General features: G+C 65.2%; 18 protein-coding genes. 11 read left to right on the plus strand and 7 right to left on the minus strand.

What is annotated here, in order from left to right:
- The first annotated feature begins 11 nt into the window (after positions 1-11).
- Positions 12-1,172 carry a septal ring lytic transglycosylase RlpA family protein gene (locus tag J2X54_RS21300; RefSeq protein ID WP_310183406.1) on the plus strand — a complete coding sequence of 387 codons (1,161 nt, stop codon included), beginning with the start codon at positions 12-14 and terminating at the stop codon, positions 1,170-1,172.
- A gap of 113 nt (positions 1,173-1,285) precedes the next feature.
- Here the strand turns inward: J2X54_RS21300 and J2X54_RS21305 are convergent, their stop codons facing one another.
- Genes J2X54_RS21305 through argS form a run of 7 tightly spaced genes read right to left on the minus strand, consistent with a single transcriptional unit; the run spans position 1,286 to position 7,599 of the window.
- Complete coding sequence (locus tag J2X54_RS21305) at positions 1,286-2,032, minus strand: SPOR domain-containing protein (protein WP_310183409.1); 747 nt, start codon at positions 2,030-2,032, stop codon at positions 1,286-1,288.
- Positions 2,033-2,051: 19 nt separating this feature from the next.
- Positions 2,052-2,813, minus strand: a complete 762-nt coding sequence (locus tag J2X54_RS21310; protein ID WP_070251861.1) for a type III pantothenate kinase — start codon at positions 2,811-2,813, stop codon at positions 2,052-2,054.
- Positions 2,804-3,640 carry a biotin--[acetyl-CoA-carboxylase] ligase gene (locus J2X54_RS21315; protein WP_310183412.1) on the minus strand — a complete coding sequence of 279 codons (837 nt, stop codon included), beginning with the start codon at positions 3,638-3,640 and terminating at the stop codon, positions 2,804-2,806. The genes J2X54_RS21310 and J2X54_RS21315 overlap by 10 nt, the downstream gene beginning before the upstream one ends.
- Positions 3,637-4,428, minus strand: coding sequence for an SDR family oxidoreductase (locus tag J2X54_RS21320; protein WP_070251863.1), 792 nt, complete (start codon positions 4,426-4,428; stop codon positions 3,637-3,639). Before J2X54_RS21320 ends, J2X54_RS21315 begins: the two co-directional genes overlap by 4 nt.
- A 36-nt stretch (positions 4,429-4,464) precedes the next feature.
- The gene (locus J2X54_RS21325; protein ID WP_310183415.1) at positions 4,465-5,136 is read right to left on the minus strand and encodes a thiol:disulfide interchange protein DsbA/DsbL; all 672 of its coding nucleotides are present in this window, start codon (positions 5,134-5,136) and stop codon (positions 4,465-4,467) included.
- Between the two features lie 29 nt (positions 5,137-5,165).
- Entirely contained in the window at positions 5,166-5,870 is a 705-nt protein-coding gene (locus J2X54_RS21330; RefSeq protein WP_310183417.1) for an SPOR domain-containing protein, read from the minus strand.
- A 19-nt stretch (positions 5,871-5,889) separates the two neighbouring features.
- The gene (argS, locus tag J2X54_RS21335) at positions 5,890-7,599 is read right to left on the minus strand and encodes an arginine--tRNA ligase (protein WP_310183419.1); all 1,710 of its coding nucleotides are present in this window, start codon (positions 7,597-7,599) and stop codon (positions 5,890-5,892) included.
- Positions 7,600-7,839: 240 nt separating this feature from the next.
- Between argS and rsmB the strand changes: the two genes are divergently transcribed.
- From rsmB to J2X54_RS21385, 10 genes are all read left to right on the plus strand, one after another.
- Complete coding sequence (rsmB, locus tag J2X54_RS21340; RefSeq protein ID WP_310183422.1) at positions 7,840-9,252, plus strand: 16S rRNA (cytosine(967)-C(5))-methyltransferase RsmB; 1,413 nt, start codon at positions 7,840-7,842, stop codon at positions 9,250-9,252.
- Positions 9,245-9,883 (plus strand): DUF4390 domain-containing protein, encoded by a 639-nt coding sequence (locus tag J2X54_RS21345; RefSeq protein ID WP_310183424.1) that lies wholly within the window; start codon positions 9,245-9,247, stop codon positions 9,881-9,883. Before rsmB ends, J2X54_RS21345 begins: the two co-directional genes overlap by 8 nt.
- A gap of 9 nt (positions 9,884-9,892) precedes the next feature.
- Positions 9,893-12,187 (plus strand): ATP-binding protein, encoded by a 2,295-nt coding sequence (locus tag J2X54_RS21350; RefSeq protein ID WP_310183426.1) that lies wholly within the window; start codon positions 9,893-9,895, stop codon positions 12,185-12,187.
- A gap of 92 nt (positions 12,188-12,279) precedes the next feature.
- A complete protein-coding gene (locus J2X54_RS21355) occupies positions 12,280-13,005 on the plus strand; it encodes a response regulator (RefSeq protein WP_310183428.1) in 726 nt (241 codons plus the stop codon).
- Positions 12,998-13,417, plus strand: a complete 420-nt coding sequence (locus J2X54_RS21360; protein WP_310183430.1) for a GTPase — start codon at positions 12,998-13,000, stop codon at positions 13,415-13,417. Before J2X54_RS21355 ends, J2X54_RS21360 begins: the two co-directional genes overlap by 8 nt.
- 119 nt (positions 13,418-13,536) lie before the next feature.
- Positions 13,537-13,794, plus strand: a complete 258-nt coding sequence (locus tag J2X54_RS21365; RefSeq protein WP_019924426.1) for a DUF3567 domain-containing protein — start codon at positions 13,537-13,539, stop codon at positions 13,792-13,794.
- 102 nt (positions 13,795-13,896) lie between these two features.
- On the plus strand, positions 13,897-14,691 hold the full coding sequence (locus J2X54_RS21370; protein WP_310183431.1) for a class II glutamine amidotransferase: 795 nt from the start codon (positions 13,897-13,899) through the stop codon (positions 14,689-14,691).
- Positions 14,692-14,771: 80 nt separating this feature from the next.
- A complete protein-coding gene (locus J2X54_RS21375) occupies positions 14,772-16,049 on the plus strand; it encodes an EAL and HDOD domain-containing protein (RefSeq protein WP_070251873.1) in 1,278 nt (425 codons plus the stop codon).
- Positions 16,050-16,277: 228 nt separating this feature from the next.
- The gene (locus J2X54_RS21380) at positions 16,278-17,228 is read left to right on the plus strand and encodes an ABC transporter ATP-binding protein (protein ID WP_310183432.1); all 951 of its coding nucleotides are present in this window, start codon (positions 16,278-16,280) and stop codon (positions 17,226-17,228) included.
- Between the two features lie 11 nt (positions 17,229-17,239).
- Positions 17,240-18,562, plus strand: coding sequence for an ABC transporter permease (locus J2X54_RS21385; protein ID WP_310183434.1), 1,323 nt, complete (start codon positions 17,240-17,242; stop codon positions 18,560-18,562).
- Positions 18,563-18,570 lie beyond the last annotated feature (8 nt).

Raw genomic sequence — 18,570 nt, forward strand, 5'->3', positions numbered from 1 at the left:
AGGATGACGACATGAGGCCAGGCTTCAACACCACGCCCACCCGCCTGTGCGGCCGCAACTCCCCATTGCTCGTGCCGCTGCTGCTGGCCGCTCTGCTGGCCGGCTGCGCCAGCACGCCCGACGAGCGCTTGCCGCGCACCTCGCGCGTGGGCGGTCCGGTGATCAAGGCGCCGCCCACCGGCAAGGCGCAGCCCGGTTTGCCGAACCTGCCACCGGCCAATTCGGGGCGGGGCGGCTATTACCAGGACGACGGCCCCGGCGACAATCCACCCGCGAACCTGGCGGCCGTGCCCGACGCCGAAGTGCGCAATGACCCGCTGCTGCCGCGCTCCAACCGCCCGTACGTGGTGCTCGGTAAAACCTACACGCCGATCACCGACGACGAACCGTTCACCCAGGTGGGCATGGGCACCTGGTATGGCAAGAAATTCCATGGCCAGCGCACGTCGTCCGGTGAGCTGTACGACATGTACAAGATGACGGCCGCCCATCCCACGCTGCCGATCCCGTCGTATGCGCGGGTGTCGAACATGCTGACCGGCGCCACCGTGGTGGTGCGCATCAACGACCGCGGACCGTTCCACGCCAAGCGCGTGATCGACGTCTCGTACACGGCCGCGCTCAAGCTTGGCCTGCTCAACAAGGGCAGCCACGAGTTGAAAGTGGAGCGCATCCTGCCGGCCGAAATCGACCGCATGCTGGCCACGCGCGGCGGCGTTTCGACCACCAGCGGGGCGCGCCTGGTGTCGCAGGCAGCGCAGTCATCACCGGACAAGCGCCTCAATTCGTACCGGGGCGACAACGAGAAACCGGCATTGGTGCTGGCGCCGCGCGCGGTACCGGCCAATCCCGACATCGAAGCACTGATGCTGGGCGACGGCGCCACGACCGCCACGGCCGCTGCGGCTGCAGTGCCGGCAACGCCGGCAACCCAGGACGAAGCGCTGACCGGCGGCTACTACCTGCAACTGGGCGCCTACTCGCGCCCGGACGGCGCGCGCGAACTGCAGGGCCAACTGGCCGGCGCCGCGCTGGCGGCATTGCACGTGGTGCAGAGCGGCCCCGTATTCCGCCTGTTCAGCGGCCCATTCGCCAGCCGCCAGTCGGCACAAGACGCCATCGCCAACCTGCCATCGGCCCTCAAACTCAAACCGCTGGTGATCCAGCGCTAACTAACCTTCGGGGTCAGTGCCGACATTCGGACATTTTTGAACTTAATCGCGCGATAATGGTCACCATAGCGATGAGCTCGTGTCCGAATGTCGGCACTGACCCCGAAGTGATTTTAGCGGCAGGTGTGGATGTCTGTGTTGGGGAAGTCGGTGCGGATCTTGTCGAGGTCGGCCTTCAGCGCTGGCCCGACGTCGCGGAACTGGAAGGCCAGCAGGCGGCTGCCGGTCATGCGCGGGGTGACGCGTGCGGTGCGCACGCCTTGTTTGACCAGCATCGCCAGCTGGTTCTGCGCCGCAGTCTCGGTCTTGAAGACGCCCAGCGAGATGCCGTAGCGCAGCGGCGAATTGTCCGAGATGACGTAGTAGTTGGTGACGCCCAGGCCGCGCAGCTCGGCGGCCTTGCGGTCGGCGGCCTCCTTGCTGCCCTGCGGCGGAACGTGCACGATGTAGCTCGAGATTTCGGTGCCGGGCAGGTTGCGACGCGACTGGCGGTCGCCAAGTTGCAGGGGGGCTACGCGTGCTTCGAAGCGGCGCGCTTCGGCCAGCACGAAGCTGCCGATTTCCACGCAGGCCAGCGGCGCCGCCGGCCTGGCAGCAGGCGTGGCGACCGCGGCAGTGGCTGCTGCAATCCCAGTATCAGTGACAGCATTGGCGGCAACAGACGTGGCAACTGCAGGGGCGCTCGCCTCGGTGCCATGCGCGCGCTCGGACGACACCAGCGTCAGGTCCTTGGGGTTGAGCTGGCGCTGCAGGCGCTGCGGTTCGCGCTCGCTGCCGCTGAAATGCCCGAGGTAGCCCTGGCCGTACGCGAACAGCGCGGCATTGACGGCCAACAGCGAACAGAAGAGAAATTTCAGCACGGGCTATTCCTGTGGGCGGTTAAGTGTCGGCGGCGGCCGAGGCGTGCAGGCCGATCAGCACGACGTTGTCGATCAGGCGGTATGGTACCGTCAGCAGCGGCGCGATGTGCGGCGCGGCGCCACCGGACAGGATGCAGATGGCCGCGCCATGTTGGGCAAACGCGTGTTCGATGGCACCGCTCTGGGCCACCATGCAGCCGCTCAAGATGGCGTCGTCGGTATTGTCGGCAAAGCCTTCGGGCAGTCTGGCGTCGTGGGCGATGCGTGGCAGTTGGGCCGTGTTGCGCGCCAGCGCGCCGGCCATCAGGCCCAGTCCCGGCATGATCATTCCGCCCAGGAAAAAGCCGTCGGCGGTGATGGCGTCGATGGTGGTGGCGGTGCCGCAGTTGGCGACGATGATGGGCTGGCCCGGCGCCAGCGCATGGCCGCCGATGGCGGCGGCAAAGCGGTCGCATCCCAGCTGGGCCGGATTGCGGTAGCCGTTGGTCACGCCAGCGAGCGCCGGTACGGACGCAAACCAGGTAATCGCCTCAGCGGGAACCAGCGCCGGAAACGCCCGCTGCAACACGTATTCGAGCTGCACCCGCAGCGCATTGCCGGCCACGTTGGCGACAACGATGCGGCCCACGCCGTGGCGCGCCACCGCCTCGCTCCACGCCAGTTCCAGCTGCGGCAGGTCGGCATGGGTGACGGCGCCGTGTTCGAGCCACTCGCCTGGTGCGGCGTCGTTGGCGGCCAGCGCCCATTTCACGCGGGTGTTGCCGGCGTCGATCAGGAGCATGCGGTGTCTCCGGTTGGGGTGTCAGGGGAAAGCCGCAGCGAGACATCGCCCGACAGCACTTCGACCAGGCCACCCGGCGTGGCGAGCAGCAGGCGGCCAATTGCATCGACGCCCACGGCGCGGCCCTGCTGCCGCACCTGGCCATCATCGAGCAGCACCACCTCGCGGCCGTGCCAGGCGTGCAGCGCGTTCCAGCGTTCGGCAAACGGCGCGAAGCCGGTGTCGTCAAATTCGCTCAGCACCGCCGCCAGCCGGCTCAATAATGCCGCCACCAGCGCGTTGCGGTCCATTTGCGCCAGCCACGGCGCTGCGGCCACGCTGCGGCCGATCTGCTGTTCCAGCGCGTCCGGCATCAGGAGGTTGATGCCTGTGCCGATCACGGCCCAGATGGCGCCGTCGGTTTTATCGACACAGGTTTCGACCAGGATGCCGGCCAGCTTGTCGCCGTCCCGCAGCAGGTCGTTGGGCCACTTGATCTGCACCGGCACGCCCAGGCCGATAATGGTTTCGGCCAGCGCCACGCCCACTGCCATCGGCAGGCCGGTCATGCGATGCAATGGCCCCTTGAAACGCCAGGCCAGCGAGAACATCAGCGCTGCACCGGGCGTGGACAGCCAGCTGCGGCCAGCGCGGCCGCGCCCCGCGCTTTGCTGGTCGGCGATGCGCAACAGCGGGCCGGGCAGGGTGCCCAGGTCGCTCAGGCGCGCCAGCAGGTCGGCGTTGGTGGAACCGGTTTCAAGCACAGCTTCGATCGCCACGTGGCTGGCGCTGGCGGCGCACAGCGCCGTGATCGATGGTGCGGAGACGAATGCCGAGTGACTGGTCATGAGGCTTGTTTGCGCGGTTTGTGCGGCGCCTTGCCGAAGGCGAAATCGTACACCGGGTTCGGCAGCAGGCGCAGCACCTTGGCGACCACGCCCATCTGCCACGGAATCACCGCGTAGCTGCTGCCGGCATCGATCACCTGCGCGGCGCGCGCAGCAAATTTGTCGGGCGCCATCAGGAACGGCATCGGGTATGGATTCACGCGCGTCATTGGCGTGTCGATGTAGCCGGGGCACAGCGTGACGACCTTGATGCCGTAAGGTTTGAGTTCGAGGCGCAGCGATTCGCAGTAGCTGATCACGGCTGCCTTGGAGGCGCTGTAGGCCTCGGCGCCCGGCAGGCCACGGATGCCGGCCACGCTGCCGATGCCCACCAGCCGCGCGGGCGCGCCTTGCGCCTTCATGGTGGCGATGAACGGCGCGAACGTGGCGGCGGTGGCGGTGAGGTTGGTGGCGACAATGTCGGCAAACACCGGCAAGTCGTCGGCATATTCGGTGAGAGTGCCCACCGAGATGCCGGCATTGGCGATCACCACGTCGATGCCGCCGGTGTGCGCGATGAAGTCCTGCGCGGCGGCGGCAATGGCCGCATGGTCGCGCACATCGACCGCGTAGGCGCGGTGGCGTTCAGGCTGGGGCAGGGAGGCGATCAGCTGGTCGAGCGCGGGACCGCGCCGTGCCAGCAGGCCCAGCGTGGCGCCCAGTGCCGCGTAGCGCGCGGCCAGCGCGGCGCCGATGCCGCTCGAGGCGCCGGTGATGAACACGCGCTGGTGGCTCCACTTAGGCTGCATGGTGGCGCTCCACGCGCGCGTCCGGGTGGGACATGCTTACTTCTTTTCCGCTTTCGCCTTGGCGACCAGCACGTCCATCACCTGGAAGCCCTGCGCGTGCAATTGCGCCTCGGTGGTGGCAGCCTTGGTAGCTTCGTCGGACATGGCCGGCGAGGTCACGTATTTGCCATCGATGGCGAACATCGGCCACGAATCGACGCCGTAGGTATCCATCAGCGACGATGCGCGGCGCACATGGCCCTGCACGCCCATGCCGCGATAGACGTCGATGAACTTCTGGCGATCGACGCCCTGCTTGGCGATGAAGTCGAACACCATCTCGTCGCGGTTCATGCGGTTGCGGTTGACGTGCATCTCGGTAAAGATCTTGGTGTTCATCGCGTCGTTCATCAGGCCCATCGACTCGAGCGTGTAGAACATTTTTTGCTGCGGCAGGTCGGTGCCGGTGCGCGAGATGTGCACGCGCTTGAAGATGATGTTGCCGCCTTGTTTCTTGATCCAGGCTTGCAGCGACGGGTCGAGCGCGTAGCAGTGCGGGCAGGCGTAGTCGAAGAACTCGATCACTTCCACTTTTTTCGCATCCGCCTGTTGCGGCGTGGGCAGGGTGCGGTATTCGACGCCGTTTTTAGGATCGGTCGGCGACGCCGATGCCGACAGGACCACGGCGCTCATCAGCATGGCGCTTACTGCATATTTCAGGACTCGCATCTTCACTCCTCGGGTTTACTTTTGCTCAGTTATTTCTGATTTCGCACGACTGCAACATCGATGCCGTTTTCGGACAGCTTGCTGCGCACCTTGTTCATCGCCTCCACCTGCTGGAACGGGCCGATGCGCACGCGATGCAGCATACCGGTATCGGTGGTGCGGTCCGACAGCGTGGCTTCGAAGCCGAGCAGGGCCAGCTTGCCGCGCGCGCTTTCGGCGTCGGCTACTTCGCGGAACGCGCCCGCCTGCAGGTAATAGATGTATTTCTCGTCGCCGGCCGCCGGTGCTGGGGTAGCCGCAGCACCCGCCTTGCCGGTTGGCGTAGGCGTGACATTGGACGCGCGCGGCTTTTCTGCCGGCGTGCCCTGGATGCGATCAACCACGGCCTGCAGCTGATCGGCCGCCTTGGCTGGCGCCGGGGTTGGCGCAGGAGGGGGCGTGGCTGGCGCCGGTGGCGGCGTTTCGCGCGACAGGTCCTTGGCGGCGGCGCGTGCCGCTTCCTTGTTGCCGTACATCGGCTTGTTTGGATCGGCGGCTTGTCCCGCCGTGGTTTCGGCCGACTTGCTGTTACGGGCCTTGTCGGTAAACGGCGAGGCGCCCTTGTTGATCACCAGCGCCACGACCACCGCCACGGCCAGGCCGATGACCAGGCCGATGACGATGCCGACAAAGGTATTGCCCTGTTGACGTTGGGCTGCGGCCGGGTTGCGGAACTGCGAAAGGCGGAAAGTCATGTGCGGGAGATCCTGGTCATTACATTTTATTGGGAGCCGAGACGCCGATCAGCGCCAGGCCGTTGCGCAGCACCTGGCGCGTGGCGACCATCAGCGCGATCCGCGCGGCCTTGAGTGCCTCGTCGTCCACCAGCACGCGCTCGGCAAAATAGAAGCTGTGCAGGTTGGCGGCCAGGTCGCGCAGGTAGAACGCGATCTGGTGCGGGCCCAGTTCGGCCTGGGCGCGCGCCAGGGTTTCCGGGTACGCGGCCAGGGTGGCCAGCAAGGTTGCCTCGGTGGGAGCGGTCAGTGGCGCCAGGTCGACATTGGCCAGCGACGCTTCGTCGCCGCTCCATTGTTCCAGCATGCGGCAGATGCGCGCGTGCGCGTACTGCACGTAATAAACCGGGTTTTCGTCCGAGGTTTTCAGTGCGACGTCGACGTCGAACACGAATTCGGTGTCGGCCTTGCGCGAAATGAGGAAGAAGCGCACGGCGTCGCGGCCCTTGGTGATGTCGCCGCCGCCCGACCATTCGATCAGGTCGCGCACGGTCACGTACGAACCGGCGCGCTTGGAGATTTTGACTTCTTCGCCGCCCTTCATGACGGTGACCATTTTGTGCAGCACGTAGTCCGGGAAGCCTTGCGGAATGCCCAGGCCAACCGCTTGCAGGCCGGCGCGCACGCGGGCGATGGTGCCGTGGTGGTCGGAACCCTGCACGTTGATGGCCTGGTTGTAACCGCGCTGGAACTTAACGATGTGGTACGCCACGTCGGGCACGAAGTACGTGTAGGTGCCGTCGGTCTTGCGCATCACGCGGTTCTTGTCGTCGCCGTAGTCTTCAGTGCGCAGCCACAGTGCGCCTTCTTCCTCGTACGTCTTGCCCGACTTGTTGAGCATGTCCACGGCTGCGTCGACCTTGCCGTCCTGGTACAGCGACGACTCGAGGTAATAATTGTCGAACTTGACGCCGAACGCCTGCAGGTCGATGTCCTGCTCGTTGCGCAGGTACGTGACCGCAAAGGCGCGGATCGATTCGATGTCTTCGATGTCGCCCGACGCGGTTGCTGGCGAGCCGTCGGACGCCGACACGGTTTTTTTGGCCAGGAAGTCGGCGGCGATGTCGGCGATGTAGTCGCCGTTGTAGGCCGACTCGGGCCAGGCGGCGTCGCCCGGCTTGTGGCCGCGCAGGCGCGCCTGCACCGAGTTGGCCAGGGTTTGAATCTGCACGCCGGCGTCGTTGTAATAGAACTCGCGGGTCACGTCGTAGCCCTGGCTGCCGAACAGCGAGGACAGCGCGTCGCCCAGCGCCGCCTGGCGGCCGTGGCCCACGTGCAGCGGGCCGGTGGGGTTGGCGGAGACGAATTCGATGATCACGCGCAGGCCGCTGCCGGACGCGCTGTTGCCATAGCTGGCGCCCTGCGCCAGCACGGCCTTGACCACGGCCTGCTTGGCCGCTGCGGTCACGCGCAGGTTGATGAAGCCGGGGCCGGCGATATCGACCGACTCCACCAGGCCGGCGGCGGCCGGATCGGCGCGCAGCGCATCGACGACGCGGGTAGCCAGTTCGCGCGGGTTCATCTTGAGCTGCTTGGCCAGCTGCATGGCGATGTTGCAGGCGACGTCGCCGTGCGACGGATCGCGCGGACGCTCGAGCACGACGTTGGCGCTGACGCCGGTGTCAGCGACGATCGGGGCGAGGGCGGCCCGGAACAGGGCGGTGATATCTTGTTTTTGTTGGGCGAGCATGAGCAGGGTGGCGGCGGGGCCGCGCTAAATAATCATCAAAATGCGAAGTGTTACGCTTCAGGCCAGCGCGGAAGCACGAGCCAAACTGCAAATATTATACTGGTTTGCCCGGGCCCGGTCATCGCGTGTCGGTATCGGGGGGCAGATTTACATCGGCGCCTCGCGCAACTGATCGCCATATGAAAGGTGCTGCTGTATACTGCGCGATCACGGCTGCCGGCCGCCATCTGGAATTAGCATATGAACAAGCAGCGTCCGACACTCTCCCTGAAGTCCCCCGCCACGCCGGCCGCGCCCAAGCTGCGCGCCAGCCATGCGCGCGACCTCAAGCCGGCGCTGCAAACGGGCTTTAATACCGGCCTCAAGCCCGATTCCCTGGCCTACAGCCTGATCGGCGCGGCGCAAGCCGTGGCGCTGGTGCGCACCGGTACCAACCTGCCACAGGCGCTGGTGCAGGTGTGGGTCCGCCTCGGCGCTGGCGCCACGCCGCAGGCGCGCGGCGCCATGCAGGACATCAGCTACCGCTGCATGCGCCAGCTGGGTCAGAGCGAAACCCTGGTCGGCCTGATGGCGCCGAAGGCGCCCGAACCGCTGGTGGCGGCCTTGCTGGCGTGCGCGCTGGCGCTGATCAACGCCCCGGACGAAACGGCGCCGTACGAAGAATTCACCGTGGTCGATCAAACCGTGACCGCCGCCGAGGCACACCCGGACACCGCCCGCGCCAAGGGCATGGTCAACGCCGTGCTGCGCCGCTTCCTGCGCGAGCGCCAGACCATGCTCGATACCGCCTCGCTGCAGCCGCTGGCGCGCTGGAACTACCCGCAGTGGTGGATCGATGCCGTGCGCGCAGCCTGGCCGCAGGACTGGCAGGGCGTGCTCACCACCGGCAACACCGCGCCGCCACTCACGCTGCGCGTCAATGTGCGCAAAAGCTCGGTGGAAGACTACCTGGCGGTGCTGGAGCAGGCCGGCATGGCCGCCACCCGCATCGGCCCATCGGCCGTGCGCCTGGTCAAACCGGTGGCCGTGGGCCTGATCCCCGGCTTTAACGATGGCGTGGTGTCGGTGCAGGATGCCGGCGCCCAGCTGGCCGCGCCGCTGCTCGACCTGGCCGACGGCATGCGCGTGCTCGACGCCTGCGCCGCGCCCGGCGGCAAGACCTGCCACATCCTCGAGCTGGCCAAGGTGCACGTCACCGCGCTCGACGCCGACGCCAAGCGCCTGGCCCGGGTGGGCGAAAACCTCGAGCGGCTGCAGCTGGACGCCGAACTGACGGCCGCCCCGGCCGAAGCCTCGGACTGGTGGGACGGCCAGCCGTTCGACCGCATCCTGGCCGACGTGCCGTGCACGGCGTCGGGCATCGTGCGCCGCCATCCCGATATCCGCTGGTTGCGCCGCAAGGGCGACACGCTCCAACTTGCAACACTTTCGGCCAAAATCCTCGACAACCTTTGGCAGATGCTTGCCCCCGGTGGTAAATTGCTGTTCGTGACATGTTCCTTGTGGCCCCAGGAATCCGAGGCGCAGGCGGCCGCGTTTGCCGTGCGCCACGGCGCTGCGCGCCTCGACGCGCCGGGCCAATTGCTTCCCGCCGGTGGCGACGGGCAGGATCACGATGGTTTGTTCTACGCGCTGTTCCAGAAAAATGCGTAATCGTTCTGTCAGCGATTTTGCCCGAGCTTTAACCACCCCGTACCTGTTGAGCACCGTGACCCTTCGATTTTTGCGCCTGTTGATCGGCCCCTTGCTGCTGCTCCTTGCCTGCGCCTTGCCGCAGGCGGCACGCGCTGCCGATGGCGTCGAGATCAAGCGCGCCTTCGTGGAAGCGACCGAAGACGGTTACCGCCTCTCGGCCACCTACGGCTTCGACCTCAATCACGGCCTGGAGGACGCGCTGCAATACGGCGTGCCGCTGTACTTCACCACCACCATCGAATTCACCCGTCCGCGCTGGTACTGGTTCGACGAAAAAGCCATCGTGGCGCGCCAGACCGCCAAGATCTGGTTCAACGTGCTTACCCGCCAGTACACGGTGGGCATTACCGGCAGCGTGGCGCAAAGCTATTCGTCGCTCGACGACGCGCTGTTCCAGATCCGCCGGCCCAACCGCTGGATCGTGGCGCCGCGCGGCGCGCTCAAGGTGGGTGAAACTTATACCGTCAAGCTCTCGATGGGACTCGATCCCAACTACCTGCCCAAACCGATCCAGCTCAACGCCCTCAATAACAATAATGAATGGCGCCTGGCGTCCGACAAGAAATCCTTCCTTTACAAGGCCGAATAAGTGAGCCGGATGCTGCGGTATTTTGCCGTCATCGGCGGCGCCTTTGTCAGTATCCTGCTGTTCCTGCTGGCGTCCGCCTCCGACAACTCCGGCTTTTTCGACCGCTACTATGCCTGGCTGCTGGGCCTGAACGCGGCGGTGGCCGGCGCGCTGCTGCTGCTCGTTGCCATCTCGCTGTACCGCCTGTATTCACGTTACAAGGAAGGCAAGTTCGGCGCCAAGCTGATGACCCGGCTGGTACTGCTGTTTGCCGCCATCGGCGTGCTGCCGGGGCTGGTGATCTTCCTGGTGTCGGTGCAGTTCGTCTCCCATTCGATCGATTCCTGGTTCAACGTGCCGGTGGAAGAAGCGCTCGAGGCCGGTATCGACCTGAGCCGGGCCGGGCTCGATGCGGCGCTCGGTGAACTGACCGTCACCGCCGCCCGCGCCACCGAGCGGCTGGCCGAAGAACCGTCCGGCACCGAACGCCAGATGCTGGCCGAACTGGTCAAGAGCCACCCGGGCATGCAGAACGCCATCATCGTCGACGCCGAAGGCGGCCTGGTGGTCAGCGCCCGCGCCAGCAATAGCGGCAACCTCAGCGCCGACCTGCCCACCAGGGAGATGATGGCGCGCGCCAAGAGCGAAGTGGCCTACGGCGCGCCCGAGGGCGGCAACGAACTGCGCAGCAACCTGGTCGAGGTGCCGTCCGCGCCGGTGGGGCCGCAGGACGCCGCCAGCCAGCTGCGCCTGCGCGTGGTGATGGCCATCCCCGAAGTCGTCCGTCCCAACGGCTTTCGCCTGGCGCCGCGCTATTTGCAACTGATCCAGCTGGCGCCCGCCAAGCTGGCCGCCAATGGCGAGACCATCCGCAGCGCCTATTCCAACTACAAGGAGCGCTTTGTCGCGCGCGTGGGCTTGCGCCGCATGTACATCGTCACCCTGACCTTGACCCTGCTGCTGGCCGTGTTTGGGGCGATTGCCAGCGCCTTCCTGATTGCCCGCGACCTGGCCCAGCCGCTGTTGCTGCTGGCCGAGGGCACGCGCGCGGTGGCCGAGGGCGACCTGTCGCCGCGGCCGATCGTGGCCACCTCGGACGAACTGGGCACGCTGACGCAATCGTTCAACACCATGACGCGGCAGCTGTCGGACGCCCGCAGCGCGGTCGAACGCAACCGCACCGCGCTGCAAAACGCCAAGGCCCACCTGGAATCGGTGCTGGCCAATATGTCGGCCGGGGTGATGGTGCTCGATGCCGAGTTCCACCTGATCAGTTTTAACGATTCGGTCGAGCGCATCCTGCAACTGCCGGGCATGACGATGATCGGCCGCAAGCTCGACGAGGTCGATGGCATGCAGGAGTTTGGCGCGGCCATCGTGGCCGGCTTTGCCGCCCAGAGCGCGCAGTCGGCAGCCGGCCGTACCGCCCAGCGCACCCACTGGCAGCGCCAGATCGAGGTGCCGCGCCGCAGCGCCAGCCTGGACGACCACGACCTGACCCTGCTCACGCGCGGCTCGCGCCTGCCGATCGAGGGCGGCAGCGGCTACCTGGTGGTGTTCGACGATATTTCCGACGTGATTTCGGCGCAGCGCTCAATCGCCTGGGGCGAGGTGGCGCGCCGCCTGGCCCACGAGATCAAGAATCCGCTGACACCGATCCAGCTGTCGGCCGAACGCCTGCAAATGAAGCTCGAGAGCAAGCTGGTATCGCCCGACAGCGAACTGCTGGCCAAGAGCACGACCACCATCGTCAACCAGGTCGCTGCCATGAAGCGCATGGTGGACGACTTCCGCGACTACGCCCGCACGCCGCCGGCGGTGCTGCATCCGCTCGATTTAAATGCGCTGGTGGAGGAAATCCTCGACCTGTACCTGAGCGGCGAGAGCAGCGACATCATCCACCCGCAACTGGCGCTAAACTTGCCGCCAGTCATGGGGGATGCCACCCAGTTGCGCCAGGTCATACACAACCTGCTGCAAAACGCCCAGGATGCCATGGCCGAGTTGCCGCCCGGGGGCGAAGCTCCCCGGATTGACGTGATCACCGAAGCGATTCATTATCGGGGCGCGGACGGCGGCGAACGGATGGCGGTGCGGCTGTCGATCAGCGACAATGGTCCCGGTTTCGCACCGAAGATCCTGGCGCGCGCGTTTGAACCATATGTCACTTCTAAGGCGCGCGGAACCGGCCTGGGGCTGGCGATGGTGAAGAAGATTATCGACGAACATGGCGGCAGGATCGATATCCATAACCACACTGAAAGAAGTGGCGCGTCCATATTGATTTTGCTGTTAAAGTTAGCGCCGACAATGCAAAATGTTTAAGCTGAGTAAGTAACTCAGTAGGCAAAATGAGTAATCAAATCAGTAAGAAAAACGAGGCCGCATTAACGGCGAAATGTAGAGGGTGAGGGAAGATGGCAAACATACTGGTAGTGGACGATGAGATGGGCATCCGCGAGTTGCTCTCGGAAATCCTCAGCGATGAAGGACACGCAATTCAACTGGCGGAAAATGCCCAGCAGGCGCGCGAGGCGCGTGCCGCCGGCGCGCCCGACCTGGTGTTGCTCGATATCTGGATGCCCGATACCGACGGCGTGACCCTGCTCAAGGAATGGCAACGCGACGGCTTGCTGACCATGCCGGTCATCATGATGTCGGGCCACGCGACCATCGATACGGCGGTCGAGGCCACCCGCATTGGCGCACTGAACTTCCTCGAGAAGCCGATTGCCCTGCAAAAGCTGCTCAAGGCGGTGCAAGCGGGCCTGACGCGCGCCCAGGAAACCGTGCGCGCGCCAGCGGTGGCGCCGCGCCCGGTGCTGGCGGCCCAGCCCGAGGACACGGCTGGCGCCCCGTTCAACGCCCCCAACCCGGCGGCAGCGATTGCCGTGCGCGGCGGCGCCACCGTGGCCGGCGCCGACAACCACTCGTTCAGCCTGTCGTTCGACCTGCCGCTGCGCGAGGCGCGCGACGCCTTCGAGCGGATGTACTTCGAGCACCACCTGGGGCGCGAAGGCGGCAGCATGACGCGCGTAGCCGAGAAAACCGGCCTCGAGCGTACCCACCTGTACCGCAAGCTCAAGCAACTGGGCGTGGAGCCGGGCAAACTGGCAAAAAAGGCCGCCTCAGCCCGTGACTGACCTCAACGCCACCGTGGCCGCCGGCGCCCGGGCGCCGGTGCCCACGTGGCTGGTCACCGGCCCCCGCGCCGGCGCGCGCGAGGCTGCCATCGCCGCACTGCTGGAGCCGGGCGTGCCCAGCGCCATCATCCTCGAGGGGCTGTCCGATGGCGGATCGGCCCTGGTCTTTGACGACTGCGTTGAGGACACCCCCGCACAATATGCGGCCAATGTTATCCGGATCGCACCCGGCTGCCTTCATTGCAGCGGCAATCTCGTTTTACGGGTAACATTGAACCGTGTACTGCGCCGTCCTCCTGCGCGGCTCTACATCAGCCTGGCCTCGGCCGAGCACCTGGAATTGCTGCGCGAGTGGCTGTCCGGGGCGCCGTACGATACCTTGCTGGCATTGCAACCCGATATCGCGGCCTGAACCTAGCAGCCGGCAGATCGGCTCTTTGATCGACAGCAAGCCCTTGAATTGAAGGCTTTCAGCACTATCTATCATGCTGAGAGTGAAACCAAGCAGGCCCCCTGGAGAAAGGAAGCAATATGAATCTCATCTATAACAGCGAGCAGTACAGCGTTGTCGAGTTTGGCGCAGACCGTACTCTGGACGCGTTGCGCTTTGGCGGCTACGAAATCGTCGACAAAGGCGGCAAGCGCGAGATCTTCATCAATGGCGTCCTGGCGCAAAACTTCCGTCGCGACGTTAACGAGCTGATCGCCAATGAGCCCACCATGGCTGAAATCGATGAATTTTTGGGCAGTTACGACGAGCTCATGAGTCAGCCCGTGTTGTTGCATTAGGGACTAAACAAGGGCTAAATTGAACGCAGGTGGTCTCGATGGCTGCGCATCGGTAGCCGATTCGGTTACGATGCGCAGCCAGCTTCATTTTAAGAGATCATCATGTGCCAACTTCTGGGCATGAACTGCAATGTGCCGACCGACATTGTGTTCAGTTTTACCGGCTTCGCCATGCGCGGCGGCCGTACCGACCACCACCACGACGGCTGGGGCATCGCCTTTTTCGAGGGCGCCGGTGTGCGCCACTTCGTCGATCACCAGGCCGCAGTCGCGTCGCCGATTGCCGAACTGATCAAGAACTACCCGATCAAGTCCACCAACGTCATTGCCCACATCCGCAAGGCCACGCAGGGCCAGGTGGCGCTGGAAAATTGCCACCCGTTCGTGCGCGAACTGTGGGGCCAATACTGGGTATTCGCCCATAACGGCGACCTCAAGGAATTCAATCCGCTGCTCAACGGTGCCTTCCGCCCGGTGGGCACCACCGACAGCGAGCGGGCCTTTTGCTATATCTTGCAGCAATTGCGCGCCCGTTTCGGCGAACAGCGGCCTACCCGCGACGACCTGCACGCGGCGCTCCAGCAACTCGTGGCCGAGATCGCCACCCACGGCACCTTCAACATGCTGCTGTCATCGGGCGGCGAACTGTTTGCCCATTGCTCCACCAGCCTGCACTACCTGGTGCGCCAGCATCCGTTCGACACCGCCAAGTTGTCGGACGAGGATGTCACTGTCGACTTTGCCCAAGTCACCACGCCAGACGATCGGGTGGCGGTGATCGTGACCGAGCCGTTGACCACCAACGAGCGCTGGACTGCCTTCGCGCCCGGTGAACTGAAACTGTTTATTGATGGCGCGCCGCAACAAACGATGCAAAGCGGCGACGAAAGCAGTTAAACCAGGTAAGCGACCGCGACATTGGCAGGTATTGCTGTCAGAATGGAAGCCGACCCGCGTACACCTCCTGACCCAAGCTCATGATCGATCTCTCTGCCAACAACGACGGCGCGCCCAAGCTGCGCGTGCACGAATTTTACCTGGGACGCCAGCCCATCCTGGACCGCAACCAGGCGCTGTTCGGCTACGAATTACTGTTTCGTAACGAGCCGGTCGGCCCGGCGCTGATCACAGACGAACTGTCCGCCACCGCCGCCGTGATCGCTCACGCCTCGCAACTGGGCATGGAGCGCACCATCGGCGACGCCCGCGGCTTCGTCAATGTCGACGCGGACGTGCTGATGACTGATATCTTCGCCTTCCTGCCGCCGCAGCGCGTGGTGCTGGAAATCGCCGACGATGTGGTGGCCACCCCGGCGTTGCAGCAGCGTATGCAGGAACTGGCCAGCCACGGCTTCCAGTTCGCCTTGCACGGCGATCACGCGCAAGGACAAAATGCGGCACTGTTGCCGCTCGTGCAATACGTCAAGATGGATGTGCACCACACGCCGCTATCGACGTTGATGCAACTGGCGCCGCAGTTCCACCAGCAACGCAAGAAGTTGGTGGCGGAAAAGGTGGAAACGCGCGAGGAATTCAAGAACGCGCTCGACCTCGGCTTCGACTATTTCCAGGGCTATTATTTTTCCAAGCCGGTCATCATGAGCGGCAAGAAGCTCTCGCCGTCGCAACTGGCGGTAATGGAGCTGATGACACTGGTCACGTCCGACGCCGACAACCCGGAAATCGAGCGCGCCATCAAGCGCGACGTCTCGCTGGCGCTGAACCTGCTGCGCCTGGTGAACACCCCGGCGGTGGGCGCGCGCCAGCGTATCGATTCGCTGGGCCAGGCCCTGACCCTGCTGGGCCGGCGCCAGTTGCAGCGCTGGCTGCAAATCATGCTGTACGCCGAACCGAGCAAGCGCGGCCACAGCATGACGCCGCTGCTGATGCTGGCCACCACGCGCGGCCGCCTGCTCGAACTGCTGGCTACCAAGCTGCGCCCGCGCGAGCCGCACGCTGCCGATGTCGCCTTTACGGTCGGCATCATGTCGCTGATGGATACGCTGTTCGGCATGCCCATGTACGAAATCCTGGGCCAGATTCCCGTGATCGACAGCGTTGCTGCAGCCTTGCTCGACCGCACCGGCTTCTACGGCGAGCTGCTGACCCTGGCGGAGTCGCTGGAACGGATCGAGGAACTCGACCACCAGGTGCTGCCGGCGCTGCGCGAACTGGCGATCAGCGCAGAGGAACTGGTGGAGCTGGAACTGGCCGCGTTCGAATGGAGCGATAACGTCGTCCGCTATGCTTTGTGATGGGGCGCTCGTCAACCTGCTGCGCGGCTTGCTATCGCCTCTGCGTTGCTCAGCGTACTTTCGTACGCTTGCGCTACTCGAGACGATAGCAAGCCGCTCGCTACGGTTTTCGAGGCACCCGAGACGATTGTTGTATGTTGGGGAAAAACGAGAGATTGCCAATATGTAACTTGCGGCCTGGATGTCAAGAAAGTTATGCTCGTCAGCTATTAAACAGCAAGGACGGCCATGGCTTCGGTATTGCTCCAGGTGGACGGCATCAGCAAATCGTACGGTGAGCGGCGCGCGGTGGACGGCGTGTCGTTCCAGGTACGGCAGGGCCAGACCGTCGGCCTGATCGGCCCCAACGGCGCCGGCAAATCGACGACCGTGAGCATGATCTGCGGCCTGCTGCGGCCCGACAGCGGCGCAATTCTCCTGGGCGGCGCGCCGGTCGGGCAGGGTGCCAGTCCCGCCAAGTCGAACATCGGCTACGTGCCGCAGGACCTGGCACTGTACGAAGACCTGGCCGCCATCGAAAATCTCAAGCTGTTCGGCGCCCTGTATGGCCTGAAAGGCGCACAGCTCAAGCAGCGCTGCGACGACGTGCTGGCGCTGGTCAACCTGGCAGACCGCGCGCGCGACAAGCCATCGACCTTCTCCGGCGGCATGAAGCGCCGCCTCAATATCGCTGCCGCGCTGCTGCACGACCCGCAACTCTTGATCCTCGACGAGCCCACCGTCGGCGTCGATCCGCAGAGCCGCAATGCCATCTTCGATACGCTGGAAACCCTGCAGGCGCAAGGCCGCTCGCTGATCTACACCAGCCACTACATGGAAGAGGTCGAGCGGCTGGCCGACCATATCGTCATCATCGACGGCGGCCGCGTATTGGCCGACGAAACCCCGGCCGCGCTGTACCAGCGCCTGCCCGCGCAGGCGGCGCTGCATGTGGAACTGGCGGTACCACCGACGGCATCGCTGCTGGACGCGCTGCGCGCGCAGCCGGGTGTGACCACGGTGCGCCAGGAGGGCGGGGTGCTCGATGTCGACCTGGTCGCCAGCGTCCATGCGGCGCCAGTGCTGGCCTGGCTGGCCGCGCAGCAGATTCAGGATGCGCCGGTGCTGCATTTTGCCACCGCCCGCACGTCGCTGGAAAATATCTTCCTCAACCTTACCGGTCGCAGCCTGCGCGACTGACGGGAACCACCATGACCGCGATTACGCCATTCCTGGCTTTGGTCCGCAAGGACTTGCTGCTGTATGTGAACGACAAGCGCGCGCTGATGCTGCACTTGCTGATGCCGGTGCTGCTGGCGGCGATTTTCGGTTCGCTGTTCGGCGGCAGTTCGAAGTCGAACACCGGCACTATCGACATCGGCCTGGTGGTGCTCGACCAGTCGGCCACGGGACAGAAGATCGCCGCCGGCCTGAAGGCCGAGCCCACCCTGCGCGTGACGGAATTAACGGATGCGCAGGCGCAGGAGAAGGTCCGCGCCGGTAAGCTTTCTGTGGCAGTGGTGATTCCGGTCGGCTTCGGCGACGCCGCCGACAGTGCGCTGTTCGGTGGCCCCAAGGGCAACAAGCCCGAGCTGCCGCTGTACTACGACCCGTCGCAGTCGACCGTACTGGCCATGGTCAAAGGCCTGCTCACGCAGCAGGTGATGCAGACCACCAGTGCGGCCGTGATGGGCAGCGCCGGTGCGGCCACCACGGAGAAGCAGCTGGTCGAAGTGCGCGCAGCGGCCCCCACCGACCCTGCTGCCGCGCAGCTGGGCGACTTTCTCGACAGCCTGAAAAAATTCCAGGACCAGCGTGCGGTGGCCGACGCGGAAAAGGCGCGCACAGGTGCCACCGCTGGCGCCGAATTGGAGACCGGCGGCATGTCGATGCCGTTCGCCACCCGCGACGAGGCGCTGTCGAGCGGCCCCAAATACAATGGCTACGCCCACTCGTTCGGCGGCATGGGCGTGCAGTTCATCCTGTTCATGGGCATCGAGATGGGCATCGCCATGCTGGCCGCGCGCCGGCTCGGCATCTGGAACCGCCTGCTGGCCGCGCCGATCTCGCTGGCCACCGTGGTGGCTGGGCGGGCGGTGTCGGCCACCGTGATCGCGGTCGGCCTGCTGTGCGCGATTTTCCTGTGCGCGGCGCTGATGTTCGGCGTGCAGGTGGGCAGCCTGACCGGCTTTTTGGGCGTGGCAGTCGGTTTCGCGCTGGTGACCGCCTCGTTCGGACTGTTGATCGCGGCGTTCGGCAAGACGCCGGAAGCGGCGCGCGGCATCGCCGTGTTTGCGACCCTGATCATGGTGGTGCTGGGCGGCGCCTGGGTGCCGTCGTTCATCTTCCCGCAGTGGATGCAGACCGCCACGCTGGTGATGCCCACGCGCTGGGCGATCGACGGTTTTGATGCCGTGACCTGGCGCGGCCTGGGACTGGCCGGCGCGGCGCCATCGATTGCTGTGCTGCTGGGGTTTGCGGTGCTGTTCGGTGGGCTGGCCGTGGCAAAATTTACCCGCGACGGGCGCGGGTAAATTAGTGC

The sequence above is a fragment of the Duganella sp. 3397 genome (assembly GCF_031456625.1).
Taxonomy (GTDB): domain Bacteria; phylum Pseudomonadota; class Gammaproteobacteria; order Burkholderiales; family Burkholderiaceae_D; genus Rugamonas; species Rugamonas phyllosphaerae.